The sequence below is a fragment of the Streptomyces sp. BRA346 genome, assembly GCF_052851135.1.
Genome location: NZ_JAIWIH010000036.1, coordinates 59,230 through 77,076 on the forward strand (window position 1 = coordinate 59,230; position 17,847 = coordinate 77,076).

The 17,847-nt window shown below is 70.8% G+C and carries 19 protein-coding genes and 1 tRNA gene; 15 read left to right on the top strand and 5 right to left on the bottom strand.

The features are described 5' to 3' along the window. Nucleotides 1-176: 176 nt before the first annotated feature. The 4 genes from LCH29_RS33780 to rdgB all read left to right on the top strand — a co-directional run bounded on the left by LCH29_RS33780 (nt 177) and on the right by rdgB (nt 2,380). Entirely contained in the window at nt 177-470 is a 294-nt protein-coding gene (locus LCH29_RS33780) for a glucose PTS transporter subunit EIIB (RefSeq protein ID WP_446465575.1), read from the top strand. Nucleotides 471-538: 68 nt separating this feature from the next. Further along, complete coding sequence (gene rph, locus LCH29_RS33785; protein ID WP_063735200.1) at nt 539-1,264, top strand: ribonuclease PH; 726 nt, start codon at nt 539-541, stop codon at nt 1,262-1,264. Nucleotides 1,265-1,328: 64 nt separating this feature from the next. Beyond that, nucleotides 1,329-1,724 (top strand): hypothetical protein, encoded by a 396-nt coding sequence (locus LCH29_RS33790; protein WP_446465502.1) that lies wholly within the window; start codon nt 1,329-1,331, stop codon nt 1,722-1,724. Nucleotides 1,725-1,738: 14 nt separating this feature from the next. Then, nucleotides 1,739-2,380: an RdgB/HAM1 family non-canonical purine NTP pyrophosphatase gene (rdgB, locus tag LCH29_RS33795; protein WP_446465503.1), complete on the top strand. Its 642-nt coding sequence runs from the start codon at nt 1,739-1,741 to the stop codon at nt 2,378-2,380. Nucleotides 2,381-2,437: 57 nt separating this feature from the next. Here rdgB and LCH29_RS33800 read toward each other — a convergent pair. The 3 genes from LCH29_RS33800 to bcp all read right to left on the bottom strand — a co-directional run bounded on the left by LCH29_RS33800 (nt 2,438) and on the right by bcp (nt 4,408). Continuing rightward, nucleotides 2,438-2,521 (bottom strand) — tRNA-Leu (locus LCH29_RS33800). A 53-nt stretch (nt 2,522-2,574) separates the two neighbouring features. Further along, nucleotides 2,575-3,246 (bottom strand): HNH endonuclease, encoded by a 672-nt coding sequence (locus LCH29_RS33805; protein ID WP_446465504.1) that lies wholly within the window; start codon nt 3,244-3,246, stop codon nt 2,575-2,577. Between the two features lie 694 nt (nt 3,247-3,940). Next, nucleotides 3,941-4,408, bottom strand: coding sequence for a thioredoxin-dependent thiol peroxidase (gene bcp, locus LCH29_RS33810; protein ID WP_446465505.1), 468 nt, complete (start codon nt 4,406-4,408; stop codon nt 3,941-3,943). 167 nt (nt 4,409-4,575) lie between these two features. On the opposite strand from bcp, the gene LCH29_RS33815 reads away from it, so the two are divergent. Then, nucleotides 4,576-4,932, top strand: a complete 357-nt coding sequence (locus LCH29_RS33815) for a DUF3618 domain-containing protein (RefSeq protein ID WP_446465506.1) — start codon at nt 4,576-4,578, stop codon at nt 4,930-4,932. Nucleotides 4,933-5,010: 78 nt separating this feature from the next. Continuing rightward, nucleotides 5,011-5,352 (top strand): GroES family chaperonin, encoded by a 342-nt coding sequence (locus LCH29_RS33820; protein WP_123104969.1) that lies wholly within the window; start codon nt 5,011-5,013, stop codon nt 5,350-5,352. 53 nt (nt 5,353-5,405) lie between these two features. Here LCH29_RS33820 and LCH29_RS33825 read toward each other — a convergent pair whose 3' ends face one another. Continuing rightward, nucleotides 5,406-7,697, bottom strand: a complete 2,292-nt coding sequence (locus LCH29_RS33825) for a transglycosylase domain-containing protein (RefSeq protein WP_446465507.1) — start codon at nt 7,695-7,697, stop codon at nt 5,406-5,408. A 280-nt stretch (nt 7,698-7,977) separates the two neighbouring features. Between LCH29_RS33825 and LCH29_RS33830 the strand changes: the two genes are divergently transcribed. Genes LCH29_RS33830 through LCH29_RS33845 form a run of 4 tightly spaced genes read left to right on the top strand, consistent with a single transcriptional unit; the run spans nt 7,978 to nt 11,472 of the window. Then, nucleotides 7,978-8,778, top strand: a complete 801-nt coding sequence (locus LCH29_RS33830; RefSeq protein ID WP_446465508.1) for an ABC transporter permease — start codon at nt 7,978-7,980, stop codon at nt 8,776-8,778. A 58-nt stretch (nt 8,779-8,836) separates the two neighbouring features. After that, nucleotides 8,837-9,601, top strand: coding sequence for an ABC transporter permease (locus LCH29_RS33835; protein WP_446465576.1), 765 nt, complete (start codon nt 8,837-8,839; stop codon nt 9,599-9,601). Nucleotides 9,602-9,615: 14 nt separating this feature from the next. After that, complete coding sequence (locus LCH29_RS33840) at nt 9,616-10,638, top strand: ABC transporter ATP-binding protein (protein ID WP_446465509.1); 1,023 nt, start codon at nt 9,616-9,618, stop codon at nt 10,636-10,638. Between the two features lie 9 nt (nt 10,639-10,647). Continuing rightward, complete coding sequence (locus tag LCH29_RS33845) at nt 10,648-11,472, top strand: DUF1707 SHOCT-like domain-containing protein (RefSeq protein ID WP_446465510.1); 825 nt, start codon at nt 10,648-10,650, stop codon at nt 11,470-11,472. Between the two features lie 25 nt (nt 11,473-11,497). Here LCH29_RS33845 and LCH29_RS33850 read toward each other — a convergent pair whose 3' ends face one another. Continuing rightward, nucleotides 11,498-12,964: a GDSL-type esterase/lipase family protein gene (locus LCH29_RS33850; RefSeq protein WP_446465511.1), complete on the bottom strand. Its 1,467-nt coding sequence runs from the start codon at nt 12,962-12,964 to the stop codon at nt 11,498-11,500. A gap of 273 nt (nt 12,965-13,237) precedes the next feature. Here LCH29_RS33850 and LCH29_RS33855 point away from each other — a divergent pair, with 273 nt between their 5' ends. From LCH29_RS33855 to LCH29_RS33875, 5 genes are all read left to right on the top strand, one after another. Beyond that, a complete protein-coding gene (locus LCH29_RS33855) occupies nt 13,238-14,584 on the top strand; it encodes a DUF445 domain-containing protein (protein WP_446465512.1) in 1,347 nt (448 codons plus the stop codon). A 318-nt stretch (nt 14,585-14,902) separates the two neighbouring features. Next, the gene (locus LCH29_RS33860) at nt 14,903-15,679 is read left to right on the top strand and encodes a class E sortase (protein WP_446465513.1); all 777 of its coding nucleotides are present in this window, start codon (nt 14,903-14,905) and stop codon (nt 15,677-15,679) included. 49 nt (nt 15,680-15,728) lie between these two features. Continuing rightward, nucleotides 15,729-16,049: a DUF6412 domain-containing protein gene (locus tag LCH29_RS33865; protein WP_446465514.1), complete on the top strand. Its 321-nt coding sequence runs from the start codon at nt 15,729-15,731 to the stop codon at nt 16,047-16,049. Between the two features lie 105 nt (nt 16,050-16,154). Then, entirely contained in the window at nt 16,155-16,853 is a 699-nt protein-coding gene (locus LCH29_RS33870; protein ID WP_446465515.1) for a YidC/Oxa1 family membrane protein insertase, read from the top strand. A 119-nt stretch (nt 16,854-16,972) separates the two neighbouring features. Beyond that, nucleotides 16,973-17,839, top strand: a complete 867-nt coding sequence (locus tag LCH29_RS33875) for a fumarylacetoacetate hydrolase family protein (RefSeq protein ID WP_446465516.1) — start codon at nt 16,973-16,975, stop codon at nt 17,837-17,839. Nucleotides 17,840-17,847 lie beyond the last annotated feature (8 nt).

Genomic DNA, 17,847 nt, shown 5'->3' on the forward strand with positions numbered 1-17,847 from the left:
CGGGCGCTCGGGAAACTGGGACGGCCCGCGATATGGTCTACACCACATGTGGTGTAGACCTGTTGTAGCACGTGAGGATCGGATAAAGGAATCTTTCATTCCGATGTGGTCCGGACCACTGACGATCCTGCGCTGCCGGGCCCGCGTGGTTACCGTAGGAAGGCCGTTCATCCGGTATCCCGAAGGGCCGAGACAACAGGACAACACAGGACAGCTCAGGACAACAGGGAGTGGACATGGCCACCAAGGCTGAGAAGATCGTCGCGGGGCTCGGCGGCATCGACAACATCGTCGAGGTCGAGGGCTGCATCACCCGTCTCCGCACCGAGGTCAAGGACCCCTCCCTGGTCGACGAGGCCGCCCTGAAGGCCACCGGCGCCCATGGCGTGGTGAAGATGGGCAGCGCGATCCAGGTCGTCATCGGCACCGACGCGGACCCCATCGCCGCCGAGATCGAAGACCTCATGTGACGTCCCCGCGGCCGCCCGGCCCCGCTCCTCACCGGACCGGGGCCCGGTGTTGCCGATAGGCTCATCCCATGTCTCGTATCGACGGCCGTACGCCCGACCAGCTCCGCCCCGTGACCATCGAACGCGGATGGAGCAAGCACGCCGAGGGCTCCGTCCTCGTCTCCTTCGGCGACACCCGCGTCCTGTGCACCGCGAGCGTCACCGAGGGCGTTCCCCGCTGGCGCAAGGGCAGTGGCGAGGGCTGGGTCACCGCCGAGTACGCGATGCTGCCGCGCGCCACCAACACCCGCGGCGACCGCGAGTCCGTCCGCGGCAAGATCGGCGGCCGCACCCACGAGATCTCCCGCCTCATCGGCCGCTCGCTGCGCGCCGTCATCGACTACAAGGCGCTCGGCGAGAACACCGTCGTCCTCGACTGCGACGTTCTCCAGGCCGACGGCGGCACCCGCACCGCCGCCATCACCGGCGCCTACGTGGCCCTCGCCGACGCCATCACCTGGGCCCAGGGCAAGAAGCTGATCAAGGCGGGCCGGCAGCCGCTCACCGGCACCGTCTCGGCCGTCAGCGTCGGCATCGTCGGCGGCGTCCCGCTGCTCGACCTGTGCTACGAGGAAGACGTACGCGCCGAAACCGACATGAACGTCGTCTGCACCGGCGACGGCCGCTTCGTCGAGGTCCAGGGCACCGCGGAGGGCGAGCCCTTCGCCCGCGAGGAGCTGAACAGCCTGCTCGACCTCGCCGTCGGAGGCTGTGTCGAGCTGGCGGGCAACCAGCGGGCGGCGCTTGGCGTTTAGTCAGATGACGGGCGCGTGCGATTCCCGCGCGCGCCCGCATCCGACCCCAGGGGGAGAACCACCCATGACGCCGCGCCAGGCCCGCCACCGTTATGCCGCCGCCACCACGCTCGCCGCCGTCGCCTTCCTGTCTCCGCTCATCGCCGGCTGCGACGCCGTGGACAAGGCCCTCGACTGCGGCCGCCTCGCGGTCGAGATATCCAACGACGTGGACACCCTCCAGGACGCCGTCACCGGCGCCGCCGTCAACCCCGCCGACGCCGACAAGATCCTCGACGCCCTCGACAAGGACATCGACAAGGTCGGCGACCGCACCGACAACACGGACGTCAGCAAGGCCCTGGACGACCTCACCAAGGCCGTGGACAACGTCCGGACCTCCGTCGACAGCGGCAAGCACCCCGACCTGACCCCGGTGAAGGACGCCACCGGCGAACTGACCAAGGTCTGCACGCCCTGATCTAATCGGGAGCTATGCAGCCACAGCACACCGCAGGGGCGGACCGGGCACACCCGCGCCGCCTGATCCTGGCCACCCGCAACGCCTACAAGATCACCGAGCTGCGCTCGATCCTGGGGGACGCCGGGCTCGACATCGAACTCGTCGGCGCCGACGCCTATCCGGATGTCCCGGACGTCAAGGAGACCGGCGTCTCCTTCGCCGAGAACGCCCTCCTCAAGGCCCACGCCCTGGCGCAGGCCACCGGCCACCCGGCCATCGCCGACGACTCGGGGCTCTGCGTCGACGTCCTCGGCGGCGCCCCCGGCATCTTCTCGGCCCGCTGGTCCGGCCGCCACGGCGACGACCGCGCCAACCTGGACCTGCTGCTCGGCCAGCTCCGCGACGTCCCCGACGAGCACCGCACCGCCCACTTCGAATGCGCCGCGGCCCTCGCCCTCCCCGACGGCACCGAACGCGTCGTCTCCGGCCGCCTCACCGGCACCCTCCGCCACGAACCCACCGGCGGCGGCGGTTTCGGCTACGACCCGATCCTCCAGCCCCACGGCGACACCCGCACCTGCGCCGAACTCACCCCCGACGAAAAGAACGCCATCAGCCACCGCGGCCAGGCGTTCCGCGCGATGGCTTCGGTGGTGCGGGAGCTGTTGGGGTGAGCGACACGAAGGCGCGGTCCGCTGATGTGCGGACCGCGCCTTCGAATCCAAGGTGCGTGCGGCCGGTGGGACTCGAACCCACATGGGATTTCTCCCAAGGGCACCTAAAACCCTCGCTTATACCAATTCAGCAACGACCGCCAGGTGATAGCCATCCTAGCGGGCCGACGGCTCCTGTGACACGCGGGTATGCGTCACGGACCGGCCTGATGCTTTCCCCGGGATCTGCCGCCCCGGCACCAGGTTGCCGTGACGGCATGGCAGTTTGGGCAGAGGAGTCGTAGATTCTCGGGCCGGTCATCGCTCCAGTCGCCGTTGATGTGGTCGACTTCCAGCGTCATGGGTCTGCCGCCCCACGACGCTCCGGCCTTGCATTCGAAGTACCGTTCGGGTACGCCGATGTCGTGAAGCGCTCGACGTAAGACAGATGTTCGTGTGCGCCGTGCGCCGTCATGCTTGACCAGCACCTGCTCGGGTGGCTTGGCTTCCCGCCGCTTTCCTTGTTGATGCGCCTGTCCGAGAAAGTGCTCGGTGTCGAGGCCGTCCTCTGCCACCCACTGGCGGAAGTGTGTCCGAGTCCTGGTGCTGTCAGGCCTGCCCAGCTGTCGCAATGCGCCGGCGATGGAGATGGAGTTGCCGACGGCTTCCCGAAGTCGAGCCTTGGAGGGCCGGGGTGCGGCCTCGCGGGTGCCGCGCCGTTCGAAGTGTGAGATGTCGATGCCGAAGTGGTCGAACCGCTTGAACAGGTGGCGACGGAGCTGGTGGTAGGGACGAACACCGCAGAAGGCGATGACCTCATCGATGTTCACGCAGGCCGCTGCCGCCCTTTCCAGGAGTTCCTGGGTGTACTGGACGCCGCCGCTCATTCCGCGGCCCCGGTCCTGGATTCCTTCCGTTGACCGCCGGCGCGTCGGCCCTTGCCGCGTCCGCGATAGGTGTCCGTGGTCGAGTGGCAGTTGGGGCACAAGAGCCGCAGGGGGCGATCGCCCGGTGAACGTCCAGGTCTGCGCCCAGCCCCGACTGCGCTCCCATCCGGGAGCGCCGGGTCATGCCCGTCCCCAGAGGCGAGCAATCTGAACCCGCCGCTTTATCGGTTGTGGGTCGGAGGGCTACCCGGAGATCCTGGGCTCATGAGACCTGGATTACGTCGCATGGCCGGCGTAGCAAGCGTGCTGGCCGGCGCCACTGTTGCGCTCTGGTTGGTCTTCGGTCCTCCCCGGGACTGGGAGGGCGGCATGAGGTGGCTCCGTCATGGCCTGGCTTTGGGGTCCCTGGGAGTGATCATCCTGGCCGCCCGGCTGATATTTCCTGCCACTCGGGAAGCTGCGGCGGACACAGCGTCCGGCTAGGTCGGTCGAACGACCACGTCCCCGTAGGCTCCGGCGAGTCGGGCCTTCCGCGGAGCAGCCCGTAAAGGCCGTCACGCCTTCACCATCTGCACCCAGCCGACGTGTGCACGCACGTCGTGTGCAGGACGCCCTCGGAAGCGGAGGGCAAAACGCCCCGGACCATGAGCGGTCCGGGGCGTTTGCCCGGCACTCGCGTGAGGAGGCGCAGGGGTCAGAGGCCCAGGTCTTTGATGATCTTGGCTACGTGGCCGGTGGCCTTGACGTTGTAGAGGGCGCGCTCGACCTTGCCCTGTTCGTCGACGATGACGGTGGAGCGGATGACTCCGGTGACCGTCTTGCCGTAGAGCTTCTTCTCGCCGAAGGCGCCGTAGGCCTCCAGGGTCTCCTTGGCGGGGTCGGCGAGCAGGGTGATCTTGAGGGATTCCTGGTCGCGGAACTTGGCGAGCTTCTCCGGCTTGTCGGGGGAGATGCCGATGACGTCGTAGCCGTGGCCGGTGAGGAATTCGAGCTGGTCGGTGAAGTCGCAGGCCTGCTTGGTGCAGCCGGGGGTGAGGGCGGCGGGGTAGAAGTAGACGATGACCTTGCGGCCCGCGTGGTCGGCGAGCGAGACCTGCTTGCCGTCCGCGTCGGGGAGGGTGAAGGCGGGGGCGGTGTCGCCGGGCTGAAGTCGCTCGCTCATGGTCGGGTGCTCCTCGTGGCTTCGGGTGTTCCGTAACGGCAGGCGTTACGTGACGACATTAGCCAGCATCTTCGCCGGGGGTGCCGTGGGGCGGGGGAGGGGGGAAGCTGACAGACTGTCCATCACGAATCATCAGGACTGATCGAGACGACGACGGAGGCAGCGCGGTGTCGGATGCCAGGACCCCTGCGCAGATCGAGGCGGACATCGCCCGGCGGCGGCAGGAGCTCGCCGTGACGCTCGACGAGATCGGGGTGCGGGTGCATCCGAAGACGATCATGGGTGATGCCAAGGCGAAGGCGGCGTCGGCCGTGGACCGGACCGCGGGGCGGGCGTATGTGTCCGCGAACCGGGTGGTCACCAATGTGCGCGACCAGCTGGTCACCGAGGACGGGGCGCCGCGGATGGAGCGGATCGTGCCGGTCGCGCTCGTCGTGGTGGGGCTGGTCGGGCTGCTGACGGTGTCGTCGGCGCGCGGCGGCGGCCGTAGTGGCGGCCGCAAGGGCTGCAAGCGGCGTCGGTAAGAGCGGTCGTACGGGTTCTATGGCATTCCTGCCGTCCCGTGGCGCCGATAGGCCGTTCGGGCGGGTACGGTCATGACCGTGAGTGCGAACACGTCCCATGACAAGCTGCCCATCCGGATGCTGCACGACCGCGTGCTGGTCCGTACCGACATTCCGGAGGGTGAGCGCCGGTCCACCGGCGGTATCGTCATCCCCGCGACCGCGGCGGTCGGCAAGCGGCTGGCCTGGGCCGAGGTGGTCGCGGTCGGGCAGAACGTGCGGACCGTGGAACCGGGCGACCGGGTGCTCTACGACCCGGAGGACCGGGCCGAGGTGGAGGTCCGCGGAGTGGCCTACGTCCTGATGCGCGAGCGCGATCTGCACGCCGTCGCCGCCGAGCGGCTGGAGGGCGCGGAGGACTCCACGGGGTTGTATCTGTAGGAGAGACGCGAAGAAGAGGGTGGTGACGGTTTCCGTCACCACCCTCTGCCGTGTCAGCCGCCCTCCGGGCCTCCGATGTCCCCGCCCGGGTCACCGGGCCCGCCCGGTCCGCCGTCGGTCGGCGGGCCGGTCGGGAAGTCCGTGGGCGGGGTCTCCGGCGGCTCGATGGTGGGCTCGGTCGGTGGGTCGTACGTCGGGAACGTGGGCGGCTGGGTCGGGGTCGTGGGCTCCGTGCTGGGCGGCGTGGTGGGGATCTGCGGGGCGGAGGTCGGGGCCTGGCTGGGGGGCGGCGGCAGATCGGGGGTGTCGATGCCGTCCTCCAGCTTCAGGTCGAAGTCGGCCGGGGGCTTCCCGTCCAGCGCCCCGGAGACGTAGTCCGCCCAGATCTCGGCGGGGTAGCCGCCGCCGTTGATCCGGTCAAGACCGGTGGCCCCGTACAGCGGCTTCTGGACGCCGGTGTTCGAGTCCTGGCCCATGACGGCCACGACGGTCGCCAGGTCCGGGGTGTAGCCCGCGAACCAGGCCGCCTTGTCCTCCTCGGCGGTGCCGGTCTTTCCGGCGGCCGGGCGCTCGGCGCCCTGGGCGGCGGTGCCGGTGCCGCCGTCGACCACGCTCTGGAGTATCGAGGTGGTGGTGTCCGCGGCGGTGCGGGGGACGGCCTGCTTCTCCTCCCGGTCGGGCAGCGTGACCTGCGCCCCGTCCTTGGTGACCTCCGCGACCAGGCTGTACTGCCCGTGGCGGCCGTGGTTGGCGAGGGTCGCGTAGGCCTCGGTCATGTCGAGGACGCTGGCGGTGGCGGGGCCGAGCGCGATGGAGGGGGAGGCGTGCAGGTCGGGGGTGCTCTTGGGGATGCCGAGGTCGACGGCGGTCTGCTTGACCTTGGCGGGGCCGACGTCCTCGGCCATCTGTGCGTACACGGAGTTCACCGAGTTGTCGGTGGCGGTGGTGACGTCGATGTCGCCGTAGTCGACGTCGTCCTCGTTGGCGGGCGCGTAGCCGGTGGGGCCGTCCGGCCCGATCACTTCGCGCTTGTTGTCGCCGTTGTAGAGGGTGTCCGGGGTGATCGTCTGGCCGTCCTGGGTGGTGGCTTCGTTGGCCACCGCCGAGGTGAAGACGAATGGCTTGAAAGTGGATCCCACTTGGTAGTCACGGCGGGTCGCGTTGTTGACGAACTGCTTGGTGTAGTCGATGCCGCCGTAGAGGGCGACGACCTTCCCGGTCTTGGGGTCGATCGAGGCGCCGCCCGCCCTGACGTAGCGGTCGACCTTGCGGTCGTCGCTGAGCTTGCTCATGAGCCGGTCGCGGACGGCCTTCGTGAACGCGTCCTGCTTGCTCTTGTCGATCGTGGTGGTGATCCGGTAGCCGCCCCGGGCCAGGGTCTGCTCGTCGATGATGCCGTTGCTGGTGAGGTAGTCCTCGACCGCTTCGACCAGGTAGCCGCGCTGGCCGGACATGCCGGAGGGGGCCTTGGCCTCGGTGGGGTCCGGGAAGGTCATCCTGTTGCGCTCGGCGCGGCTGAGCCAGTGCTTCTTGACCATGCCGTCGAGGACGTAGTTCCAGCGCGCCTCGGCCCGCGGCTTGTTCTGCGGGTGGGCGATGATGTCGTACGCGCTGGGGGCGTTGAGCAGGGTGGCCAGGTAGGCGCTCTGGGCGGTGTTCAGCTCGTCGATGTTCTTGCCGTAGTACGCCTGGGCGGCGGCCTGGATGCCGTAGGCGTTGCGGCCGAAGTAGCTGGTGTTGAGGTAGCCCTCGAGGATCTTGTCCTTGCTCACCTCGCGGTCCAGCTTGATCGCGATGAAGAACTCCTTGCCCTTGCGGGTGACCGTCTGTTCCTGGTCCAGGTAGTAGTTCTTCACGTACTGCTGGGTGATCGTGGAGCCGGACTGCTTGCCCTTGCCGGTGGCGGTGTTCCAGGCGGCCCGGACCATCGCCTCGGGGTTGATCGCGGACTCGGTGTAGAAGTCGCGGTCCTCGGCGGCGAGCACCGCGTGCTGGGTCCGCTTGGGCACCTGGCTGAGCTGCACGTTCTCCCGGTTGACCTTGCCCTCGCGGGCGAGCGGGGAGCCGTCGGAGTACAGGAAGACATTGCTCTGGGCGATGGCCGCCTTGTTGGCCGGGGGGATGTCGACGAGCAGATAGCCGGTGACCAGGGCGCCCGCGACGAGCAGGAGGAACAGCAGCGAGCTACCGAGCACCATCCGCCAGGTGGGGAGCAGCCGTCGCCAGCCGGTGCGCCGGGGGCGGCCCTTTCTGCCCGCGGTGCCGCCGTTGCCGGAGCCGTTGCGGCTGCTCGGGTCGCCCACGCCGGCCGCGGTGCCGTCGATCAGTTGGGGCTCGTCGCTCATGTCTCCTGAGACTCCTCGGCCGCCGTCGAGGGTTGCGCCGCGGCGGAATCGTGCACGGTCGGGCGATTCGCGTCGTACGCCCCATAAAACACTGTCGCATCATCCGTTCCGGGCCAGGGACGTGGCACACACCCGTGACTGGTCTGTGACCGGCCGAAGGAGTGATTCCCCTCACACTATCCGGTGAAAAATGTCTGGCTGTGTCGCCTTCCCGCGAACTAAGCTCCCAAGCTTTGGTGCCTTTGAGCGCCGTGCGGACGGGGGAGGGGGAGACAGGCTGATGCGGCTCTACGCGGCCGTCGCGCTGAGCGGCTTCAAACGCTACGCGACGTACCGGGTGGCCACCGTGGCCGGGGTGTTCACCAACACCGTTTTCGGCTTCATCGTTGCGTACACGTACGCCGCGCTGTGGGAGATGCGGCCGCATCTCGGCGGCTACGACCTCTCCCAGGCCCTGACCTTCGTCTGGCTCGGCCAGGCGCTGCTGGCGACCGTGGCGCTGTTCGGCGGCGGCTTCCAGGACGAGCTCCAGGAGCGGATCCGGTCCGGTGACATCGCCGTCGACCTCTACCGCCCGGTCGACCTCCAGCTGTGGTGGCTGGCCTCGGACCTCGGCCGGGCCGCCTTCCAGCTGGTGGGGCGCGGCATCGTGCCCATGGTGTGCGGGGCGCTGGCGTTCGAACTCACCCTGCCCGGCTCCGCGTTGACCTGGCTGTGGTTCCTGCTGTCGGTGGTGCTCGCGGTGTGCGTGGGGTTCGCGGTGCGCTATCTGGTCGCGCTCGCCGCCTTCTGGCTGTTGGACGGGACGGGGCTGAGCCTGATGAGCGGGCTGCTGTGCATGTTCTTCTCCGGGATGGTGCTGCCGCTGAACGTGTTCCCCGGGCGCCTTGGCGAGATCGCCGGGGCGCTGCCGTGGGCGGCGATGCTCCAGGTGCCCGCGGACGTCTTCCTGGGGCACCGTCACGGGGCCGCGGTGCCGGGGGCGCTGGCCTTCCAGGCGGGGTGGGCGGCGGTGCTGTTCGCGGCCGGGCGGGCGCTCCAGTCGATCGCGACGCGGAAGGTGGTGGTCCAGGGTGGCTGAGCCCCTGCCCCGCGCCCGGGCGTACGACGGGCTGCGCGCCTATGCGCTGATCGTCGCCATGTGGGTGCGCTCCACGATGGCGTACCGCACCTCGTTCCTGATCATGGCGTTCGGGAACTTCGCCGTGAACGTGCTGGACTTCGTCGCGATCGCGCTGATGTTCTCGCACATCGACACGCTCGGCGGCTTCACCCTCGCCGAGGTCGCCTTCCTGTACGGGACGTCCGGCACCGCCTTCGGCCTGGCCGATCTGGCGCTCGGCAGCATGGAGCGGGTCGGGCGGCGCATCCGCGACGGCACGCTGGACACCCTGCTGGTGCGGCCGGTGCCGATCCTCGCCCAGGTCGCCGCGGACCGCTTCGCGCTGCGCAGGCTGGGCCGGATCCTCCAGGGAGCGCTGCTGCTGGGCTGGTCGCTGACCCGGCTGGACATCGACTGGACGGCCGATCGGGTGCTGCTGGTGCCGCTGATGCTGCTGAGCGGGGCGGTGATCTTCGGGGCGGTGTTCGTGCTGGGCGGGGCCTTCCAGTTCTGGGCCAAGGACGCCTCCGAGGTGCAGAACTCGTTCACGTACGGCGGGACGACGATGCTCCAGTACCCGCCGACGGTCTTCGCCGACGAGCTGCTGCGCGGCGTCACGTTCGTCATCCCGCTGGCCTTCGTCAACTGGCTGCCCGCGCTGTACGTCCTGGGCCGCCCGAACCCGCTGGGCCTGCCGGGCTGGATCGGCTTCGCCGCGCCGCTGGTCGCGCTCGGCTGCGCGGCGCTCGCGGGGCTGGCCTGGCGGGCGGGGCTGCGGACGTATCAGAGCACGGGGAGCTGAGAGGGGAGCAGACGATGGACGGCTTCAGTGACGACGACTTCATCGAACTCGACGGCATCGAGAAGGTGTTCGAGGTGCGGCGCCGGGCCGGGCTGCTGCGCCGGGAGCGGCGCGAGGTGCGTGCGGTGGACGGCATCAGCTTCCGGGTGCCGCGCGGCGAGATGGTCGGCTACATCGGTCCGAACGGCGCCGGGAAGTCCACCACGATCAAGATGCTGACCGGGATCCTGGTGCCCAGCGGCGGCCGGTTGCGGGTCGCCGGGATCGACCCGTCGCGGGAGCGGACGCGGCTCGCGCGCCGTATCGGGGTGGTCTTCGGGCAGCGGACCACCCTGTGGTGGGACCTGCCGCTGCGTGACTCGTACGCGCTGGTGCGGCGGATGTACCGGATTCCCGACGACCGCTACCGGCGGAACCTGGACCGCTGTGTCGAACTGCTGGACCTGGGGGACCTGCTGGACGTGCCGGTCCGTCAGCTCTCGCTCGGCCAGCGGATGCGCGGCGACATCGCGGCCGCCCTGCTGCACGACCCCGAGGTGCTGTACCTGGACGAGCCGACGATCGGTCTTGACGTGGTCAGCAAGGCGAAGGTGCGGGGCTTCCTGCGCGAGGTGAACGCGGAGCACGGCACCACCGTGCTGCTGACCACCCACGATCTGACCGATATCGAGCAACTGTGCAAGCGGGTGATGGTCATCGACCACGGCCGTCTGGTGTACGACGGCGGGCTGGACGGGCTGCACGCGGTGGGCGGGAGCGAACGCACCCTGGTGGTGGACCTGGAGCGGGAGCTGCCGCCGATCGAGGTGCCCGGTGCGCGGACCGTGCGGGTCGAGGGACCGCGGCAGTGGCTGGCGTTCCCGGCCGCCGCCAGCGCGGCGCCCCTCGTGGCGGCGGTCGCCGATGGATATCCGCTGGTGGACCTGTCGGTGCGGGAGCCGGAGATCGAGGACGTGATCGCTCGCATGCTGTTCCCCGGGAGCGAGCCGGAAGAGGGCGCGGCGCGTGGGGCGGTCAGGTCGGTCGGTCCGCATTAGTCTGTCCGTATGACAATTGAGGGATCTCCCCAGGGAGCGGCCCCCGACCGTCCGGGCGGGTCCCCGGCGCGCGCCTCCGAGATGCGCGCCTCCGACGCCGAGCGCGAGCGCATCGCCGAGGTGCTGCGGGACGCCGTCGCCGAAGGCCGCCTGGACATGGAGGAGTTCGAGGAGCGGCTGGACGCGGCCTACAAGGCGCGCACCCACGCCCAGCTGGAGCCGCTGGTCCGGGATCTCCCGGTGCCCGGCGCCGCGGCCGCTGTCGAACCCGGGCCCGCGGACGCCACCGGCCTCGCCGCCCGCGACGACTGGGCCGGGCGGATCGGCGGCGCCCCGACGTCGAAGATGGCCGTCGCGGTCATGGGCGGCTTCGGACGCAAGGGCACCTGGACCGCGCCCCGCAATTTCACCGCCTTCGCCCTCATGGGCGGCGGCGAGATCGATCTGCGGGAGGCCCGCTTCGAGGGCCGCGAGATCGTGATCCGCTGCTTCGCGTTCATGGGCGGGATAGAGGTCATCGTGCCGCCGGACCTGGAGACGCACGTCAGCGGCATCGGCATCATGGGCGGCTTCGACCACCGGGGGTCGGCCGACGGCGACCCCACAGGACCGAGGGTGACCATCACCGGCCTGGCGATGTTCGGCGGGGTCAATGTCGAGCGCAAGCTCCGCAAGGAGGAGCAGAAGCGGCTCAAGGCGGAGCGCCGTCGGGAGAAGGAGGCGCGCAGGGAGGAACTGCGCGCCGAGCGCCGGGCGCGCCGTGCGGAGCTGGAGGAGCGGCACGCCGAGCGGCAGGCCGAGCGCCGCGCCCGCAGGCACGACCTCGGCCACTAGGGGGTGTCCGCAACGTCGCGTCGGATCAGCCCGCGGCGTCAGGGGGCACCTCCCGGCGGTAGCCGGGGGAGCGTGCGATCGCAAGGCGGAGGGTCGCCCTCGCGGGGGCACCTCCCGGACGGAGTCCGGGGGCGGGCCCACTCGGGTGATCCCGACAACGCAGCGAGAGGGGGCACCTCCCAGCGGTAGCTGGGGGAGCGTGCCAGGCGTCGCGGGCCCGGCGGGACTTTGCGGACACCATCGCCCGGTAGCCCTCGTCGCTCGGGTGCAGATGGTCGCCCGAGTCGTACGCCGGGCGCAGCCGCAGCGGCTGCGCCGGGTCGCGCAGCGCCTTGTCGAAGTCCACGACCTCGTCGAAGACCTTCCCGGCCCGGATCTCGGCGTTGACCCGCTCGCGCACGGAGTCCAGCAGCGGCGTGTAGCCGCGGTGGCCGTAGAACGGCGACAGGGTGGCCCCTATGACCCGCAGGCCCCGCGTGTGCGCCTGTTCGGTCAGCCGCCGCAGCCCGTCCACGATCTTGTTCGGGTCCGTCTGATGGGGGATGCGCAGGATGTCGTTGACGCCCAGCTCGATGATGACGGCCTTGACGTTCGTACGGTCCAGCACGTCGCGTCCGAAGCGGGACAGCCCGCTGGGGTTGTTCGGCGGGAACTGGGTGCCGTCGCTCAGCACCCGGTTGCCGCTGATGCCCTGGTTGAGCACGCCGAGGCGGGGCGCTCCCGGCTCGGTGCGGAGCCGCTCGGCGAGGAAGTCGGTCCACCGGTGGTTGGCACCCGCGGTGGAGGTGATGCCGTCGGTGATCGAGTCGCCGAGCACCGCGACCGAGCCCTGCGCCTCCTTGGACCACACGTCCACGGCGGTCAGATAGCGCCAGAACGGGCTCTGTTCGGTGTACGCGGCGCCCGCCGTGTCCTCCGTACGGTCGCCGCGCGCCAGGTACGAGGTCTGGCGGGCGTGCGGATGGTACGTCACCGAGCCCGACGCCTGCGGGGCGTAGGTGGTGATCAGCAGGTCGGCGGCGGTCGGGATGTTCATGCGCACCGGGTCGCTGGTGGCGGCCTGGCCGGGCGGAATGGTCACCCAGGAGCGGTTGTCGAAGGTGAGCCTGCGCATGGTGTCGGCGGCGGCCGTCGGGTTGCTGGGGGCGGCCGCCAGTGCCAGCGAGGCATGCGTGATCGTCAGCGGGCGGGCGCTGTACAGGTTGGAGAGCTGGATGCGGGCGCCGGTGCCGCCGATGCTGGTGTGGACGACGTTCCGTATCGACATGCCGGACAGGCCGCGGAGCGTGTTCGGCTCGGCCGCGGCGGCGGACGTCGACCAGGTGCCCACCCAGGAGCCCGACGAGGCCGGGGCCGCGGAGTTGCGGGTACCCTGCGCGGATTCGTTCACATTCCGGTCCCGGCCGCCGACCCCGACGAATATCGCGGTCGAGACGAGGACCACCACAGCCGCCAGCGCAGCGAACACGGCATAGGCCGTGCGTCTGGGCATGGGGGGCACGCTCATGGGCGGAGGTCTCCTCGGGCAGCCGGAGCCTTCAGGCTCCGAAAGTGAACGGGAACGGCGAGCGACGGTGCTTCGCCGACGCGGTCCGGTCGGTCCTCCATGATCCCATGTCCGGACAGAGGTCCGCCTGTCGGCCTGCCCCCGGTTGGACGGGGTCGCTCCCCCAGACAGACGACGGGAACTCGCCGTTCGTTCCACTCAGGGACGAGTGAGACAGGAACGAGACAATAGAGGGAACGGCTCGACCGGGTGGAGCGTATGAACCGGACAACGACGGATGAAAAGGGGCCCGAAGGGCCGCCGCCGCCCGGCGCGAGGGTAGCCGCCGGTGGGGTCGTCGCGTTCGCGGACACCCCTCTCGACGAGGAGCGGCGGCGCGGTGTGCGCCGGATGAAGGCGATCGCCACGGGCATGCTGCTCGCCGTCGCGCTGGTGTACGCGCTCGCCAAGTGGGCGCAGAACTCCGGCGCCGGGGGCTGGGCCGGGTATGTGGCCGCGGCCGCCGAGGCGGGCATGGTCGGTGCGCTGGCGGACTGGTTCGCGGTCACCGCCCTGTTCCGGCGGCCGATGGGGCTGCCCATCCCGCACACCGCGATCATCCCCACGAAGAAGGACCAGCTCGGGGCGACCCTGGGCGACTTCGTCGGCGAGAACTTCCTGTCCGGCGACGTCGTACGGATGCGGCTGCGTGCCGTCGGCATCGGCAGCCGCCTCGGAACCTGGCTGGCCGAACCCGCGCACGCGGACCGGGTGACGGACGAGTTGGCGACCGCGCTGCGCGGCGCGCTCACCGTGCTGCGCGACTCCGACGTACAGGCCGTGGTCGGCGAGGCGATCACGCGGCGCGCGGACGCCCAGGAGATCGCGCCGGGGCTCGGCAAGCTGCTGGAGCGGATCGTCGCGGACGGCGGCCACCGCCGGGCCGTGGACCTGGTGTGCGTACGCGCCCACGACTGGCTGGTCGAGCACAACGAGTCGGTGATGGACGCGGTGACCGGCGGCGCGCCCGGCTGGACGCCGCGGTTCGTGGACCGCAGGGTCGGCGAGCGGGTCTACCGCGAACTGCTGCGGTTCGTCCGTGAGATGCGCGACATGCCGGACCATCCGGCGCGCGGCGCCGTGGACCGCTTCCTGTCCGACTTCGCCGGGGACCTCCAGTCGGACAGCGACACCCGGAACCGGGTCGAGCGGCTCAAGGGCGAGGTGCTGGGCCGCGGCGAGGTGCAGGACCTGATCGCCTCCACCTGGGCCTCGGTGCGCGCGATGATCGTCGCGGCGGCCGAGGACGAGCGCAGCGAGCTGCGGCTGCGGGCCCGGGCGGCGATCCTGTCGCTGGGCACGCGGATGGTGACGGACGCTCGGATGCGCGGCAAGATCGACGGCTGGCTGGAGGACGCGGCCGTCTATGTGGTGACGGCCTATCGGAACGAGATCACCTCGCTGATCACCGAGACCGTCGCGAGCTGGGACGCGGAGCACACCTCCCGGAAGATCGAGGCCCACATCGGCCGCGACCTCCAGTTCATCCGGATCAACGGCACGGTGGTGGGCGCCCTGGCGGGGCTCGTCATCTACACCGTCTCGCGGGGGCTGGGCGGCGGGTAGGGGGTGTCTTGCCGATCATGCCGGGCTCCCGACGCCGCTGTGACATCAGCCGCTGCCGCGGCGGGCGGCACCTCGCGGCCCCGCGCTCGTCGCACGGCGATGTACCGCTCCCCCAGCTACCGCTGGGAGGTGCCCCCTGACGCCGCTCGCTGATCCGGCCTGATCGACAAGACACCCCCTAGCACCGCACCTGCCGGGGTCGCGTCTCTGGCGGGTGCGTGCCGCAGGGCCTATGGTGCCCCTCCCGGTGGCGGTGGCCTGGGTGGGGAGGTCGGTGTGCGAGTCGGTGTGCGACGGCGGCGCCCAGGGACAAGACAGGTGCTGGCCCGGGTGCTGTGGACGGGTGGCGAGGTCGCGGTCACGATCGGGCTCGTCGTGCTCCTGCTGGTCGTCCATCAGCTGTGGTGGACCAACCGGGAGGCGCGGCGGGGCGCGCAGCGCCAAGTGGAGTCGCTGGAACGGCAGTGGGACACCGACGATCCCACGGTGCCCTCGTCCGGCACCGGCCAGGACGGTGAGGAGTCCGGCGACGGTACGGAGTCCGGGGGCGCCTCGGGCAGGGGCGGTGCGCACCGCGAGAACGACGGGGAGGTGACCGTTACCGTGCACGACGGGACCCCGCGCCGCGACCAGACGTACGCGGTGCTCCGCATCCCGCGCATCGGGCTGACGGCCCCCGTCGCCGAGGGCATCGGCAAGTCCAAGGTGCTCAACCGGGGATACGTGGGCCACTACCCGGGAACCGCCCAGCCGGGCCAACTGGGCAACGTCGGGCTCGCGGGCCACCGCAATACGCACGGCGAACCGTTCCGCCACCTCGACGAGGTGCGCCCCGGGGACACGGTGAGCATCGAGACCTACCACGCCCGCTACACGTACGTCGTCGAGCGCACCCTGCCGCGCACCTCGCCCTCCGACGGCACGGTGATCGCGAAGGTGCCGTACAGCTCGGCCCATCCGCGCTACCGCTTCACCGAGCCCGACTCCTACCTCACGCTGACCACCTGCACCCCCGAATACACGTCCCGCTACCGGCTGGTGGTGTGGGCCAGGCTGACGACCGCCGCGCCGCGCGTTGTCGGAGGCGCCTCGTAGACTGATGGCGGTCGAGTGAGAAGCGACGGGTAAAAAGGGGGGAAGTCGGATGACGCATCGCATCGAGCTGCTGCGCATGCACCTGGGCGTGCTCCTCTTCCTGCTGACCGGCACCCTGCTCACCCAGACCGGACTGATCAGCGCCGTCGCCCTCGCCGCCACCACCGCTGCCACCGCCGCCGTCGCGGCCGCGCTGCTGACCTGCGCGGTCCTCGCCGCCCGGGCCCGGGTGCCCGCGCCCCCGGGGCGCATACGCACCGCGATACGGGACCGGGAGCGCCGCACCGCGTTCCTGCCGCAGCGGGACCCCGATGCCGCGGGCCGCCCCAGGCCCCGGGCGCCCGGCCGTCGCCTTCCGACGGCCGCGTAGAGGCGCACGCACCCGCAGCATCCCGCATCACCCCCTGCCGCGGCGCCCACGCGGCTCGTCACGCCGATCTGTTTTTCTTCGTGACGAGACCCGTGGAGGGCTCCCATGTCTGTTTTCGCATCCCTCGGCACCCTGCTGACCACCCTGGCCGACCGGCTCGATCCGCTGTTCGGGGCCTCGGCGACGGCCGCCGCGATCGTCCTGTTCACCTTGTGCGTCCGGGCCGCGCTCCATCCGCTCGCCCGGGCGGCGGCGCGCGGCGAGAAGGCGCGCGCCGCGCTGGCGCCGAAGATCGCCGAGCTGAGCCGCAAGCACAAGAACGACCCCGAGCGGCTGCGCCGCGCCATGACCGACCTCCAGGCGAAGGAGGGGGCGTCCCCGCTGGCGGGCTGCCTGCCGACCCTCGTCCAGCTGCCGGTCTTCTTCGTCATGTACCACGTGTTCTCCACCGGCAGCGGCGCCGGAGACCTGCTCGACCACACCCTGGCCGGGGCGCCGCTCGACGGCCGCTGGGGCGGGGCGTTCGCCGGGCCGCAGGGGCTGGTCTACCTCGCCCTGTTCGCGCTGATCGCGGCCGTCGCGACCTGGACGTATGTGCGCAACCGCAAGGCGGCCCGCGATGCGGCTCCCGCGGCGGCGGTACCTGCCGCCCCCGGGGCGGCCGGGCTGGCGCGGGTGCTGCCGCTGCTGTCGTTCGGCACGCTCATCACCGCCGCCGTGGTGCCGCTGGCGGCCGCGCTCTACCTCGCCACGAGCACCACCTGGACCGCGGTGGAGCGGGCCCTGCTGCTCCGCGGCCGGTGAGACCCCGGTCCAGTCAGTGAACGGGGTCTTGCGGGCTGGATGAGGCTCATGGAGGATCGAGCGGCCAGAGGGCATGGAGTCGCCCCTGGCCGCCGTCCTGAGACCAGGGAGTTGTGAGGATGAAGCTGCTGCGCGTCGGACCGGTCGGGGCGGAACGCCCGGCTCTCCTCGACCAGAACGGCACCCTCCGCGACCTGTCCGGCCTGGTCCCGGACATCGACGGGACCCTGCTCGCCGACGAGGCGGCGCTGGCCCGCATCCGCGCGGCGGCCGGGTCCGAGGGCGCCGACGCGCTGCCGGTGATCCAGGACGGCGGCGTACGGGTCGGCCCGCCGCTGGGCCGCATCGGCAAGATCGTGTGCATCGGGCTGAACTACCACGATCACGCGACCGAGACCGGCGCTCCCCTCCCGGAGGAGCCGATCCTCTTCATGAAGGCCCCCGACACGGTCATCGGCCCCGATGACACGGTGCTGGTCCCGCGCGGCAGCGTGAAGACCGACTGGGAGGTGGAGCTGGCCGTCGTCATCGGCCGCACCGCCCGCTACCTCGACTCCGACGAGGCCGCCCTCGCCTCCGTCGCGGGCTACGCGATCGCGCACGACGTCTCCGAGCGCGAGTTCCAGATCGAGCGCGGCGGCCAGTGGGACAAGGGCAAGAACTGCGAGACGTTCAACCCGCTGGGCCCCTGGCTGGTCACCGCCGACGAGGTCCCCGACCCGCAGGCCCTCGGCCTGCGGCTGTGGGTCAACGGCGAGATCAAGCAGAACGGCACGACGGCCGAGCAGATCTTCGGCGTCGCCCATGTGGTGCGCTACCTCAGCCAGTTCATGACCCTCTACCCGGGCGACGTCATCAACACCGGCACCCCGGCGGGCGTCGCCATGGGCCGCCCCGAGCCCAAGCCGTATCTGCGGTCCGGGGACGTGGTGGAGCTGGAGATCGACGGCTTGGGCCGCCAGCGCCAGGAGTTCAAGGACGCCTGACGCCCGAC

Excerpts from the sequence above, each read along its gene's own strand:
- LCH29_RS33790 (WP_446465502.1), top strand. The coding sequence starts at position 1,329 with ATGACGCCGCGCCAGGCCCGCCACCGTTATGCCGCCGCCACCACGCTC.
- LCH29_RS33865 (WP_446465514.1), top strand. The coding sequence starts at position 15,729 with ATGACGCATCGCATCGAGCTGCTGCGCATGCACCTGGGCGTGCTCCTC.
- LCH29_RS33840 (WP_446465509.1), top strand. The coding sequence starts at position 9,616 with ATGGACGGCTTCAGTGACGACGACTTCATCGAACTCGACGGCATCGAG.
- LCH29_RS33805 (WP_446465504.1), bottom strand. The coding sequence starts at position 3,246 with ATGAGCGGCGGCGTCCAGTACACCCAGGAACTCCTGGAAAGGGCGGCA.
- LCH29_RS33845 (WP_446465510.1), top strand. The coding sequence starts at position 10,648 with ATGACAATTGAGGGATCTCCCCAGGGAGCGGCCCCCGACCGTCCGGGC.
- LCH29_RS33850 (WP_446465511.1), bottom strand. The coding sequence starts at position 12,964 with ATGCCCAGACGCACGGCCTATGCCGTGTTCGCTGCGCTGGCGGCTGTG.
- LCH29_RS33875 (WP_446465516.1), top strand. The coding sequence starts at position 16,973 with ATGAAGCTGCTGCGCGTCGGACCGGTCGGGGCGGAACGCCCGGCTCTC.
- rph (WP_063735200.1), top strand. The coding sequence starts at position 539 with ATGTCTCGTATCGACGGCCGTACGCCCGACCAGCTCCGCCCCGTGACC.
- LCH29_RS33870 (WP_446465515.1), top strand. The coding sequence starts at position 16,155 with ATGTCTGTTTTCGCATCCCTCGGCACCCTGCTGACCACCCTGGCCGAC.
- LCH29_RS33830 (WP_446465508.1), top strand. The coding sequence starts at position 7,978 with ATGCGGCTCTACGCGGCCGTCGCGCTGAGCGGCTTCAAACGCTACGCG.
- bcp (WP_446465505.1), bottom strand. The coding sequence starts at position 4,408 with ATGAGCGAGCGACTTCAGCCCGGCGACACCGCCCCCGCCTTCACCCTC.
- rdgB (WP_446465503.1), top strand. The coding sequence starts at position 1,739 with ATGCAGCCACAGCACACCGCAGGGGCGGACCGGGCACACCCGCGCCGC.
- LCH29_RS33825 (WP_446465507.1), bottom strand. The coding sequence starts at position 7,697 with ATGAGCGACGAGCCCCAACTGATCGACGGCACCGCGGCCGGCGTGGGC.
- LCH29_RS33835 (WP_446465576.1), top strand. The coding sequence starts at position 8,837 with ATGTGGGTGCGCTCCACGATGGCGTACCGCACCTCGTTCCTGATCATG.
- LCH29_RS33855 (WP_446465512.1), top strand. The coding sequence starts at position 13,238 with ATGAACCGGACAACGACGGATGAAAAGGGGCCCGAAGGGCCGCCGCCG.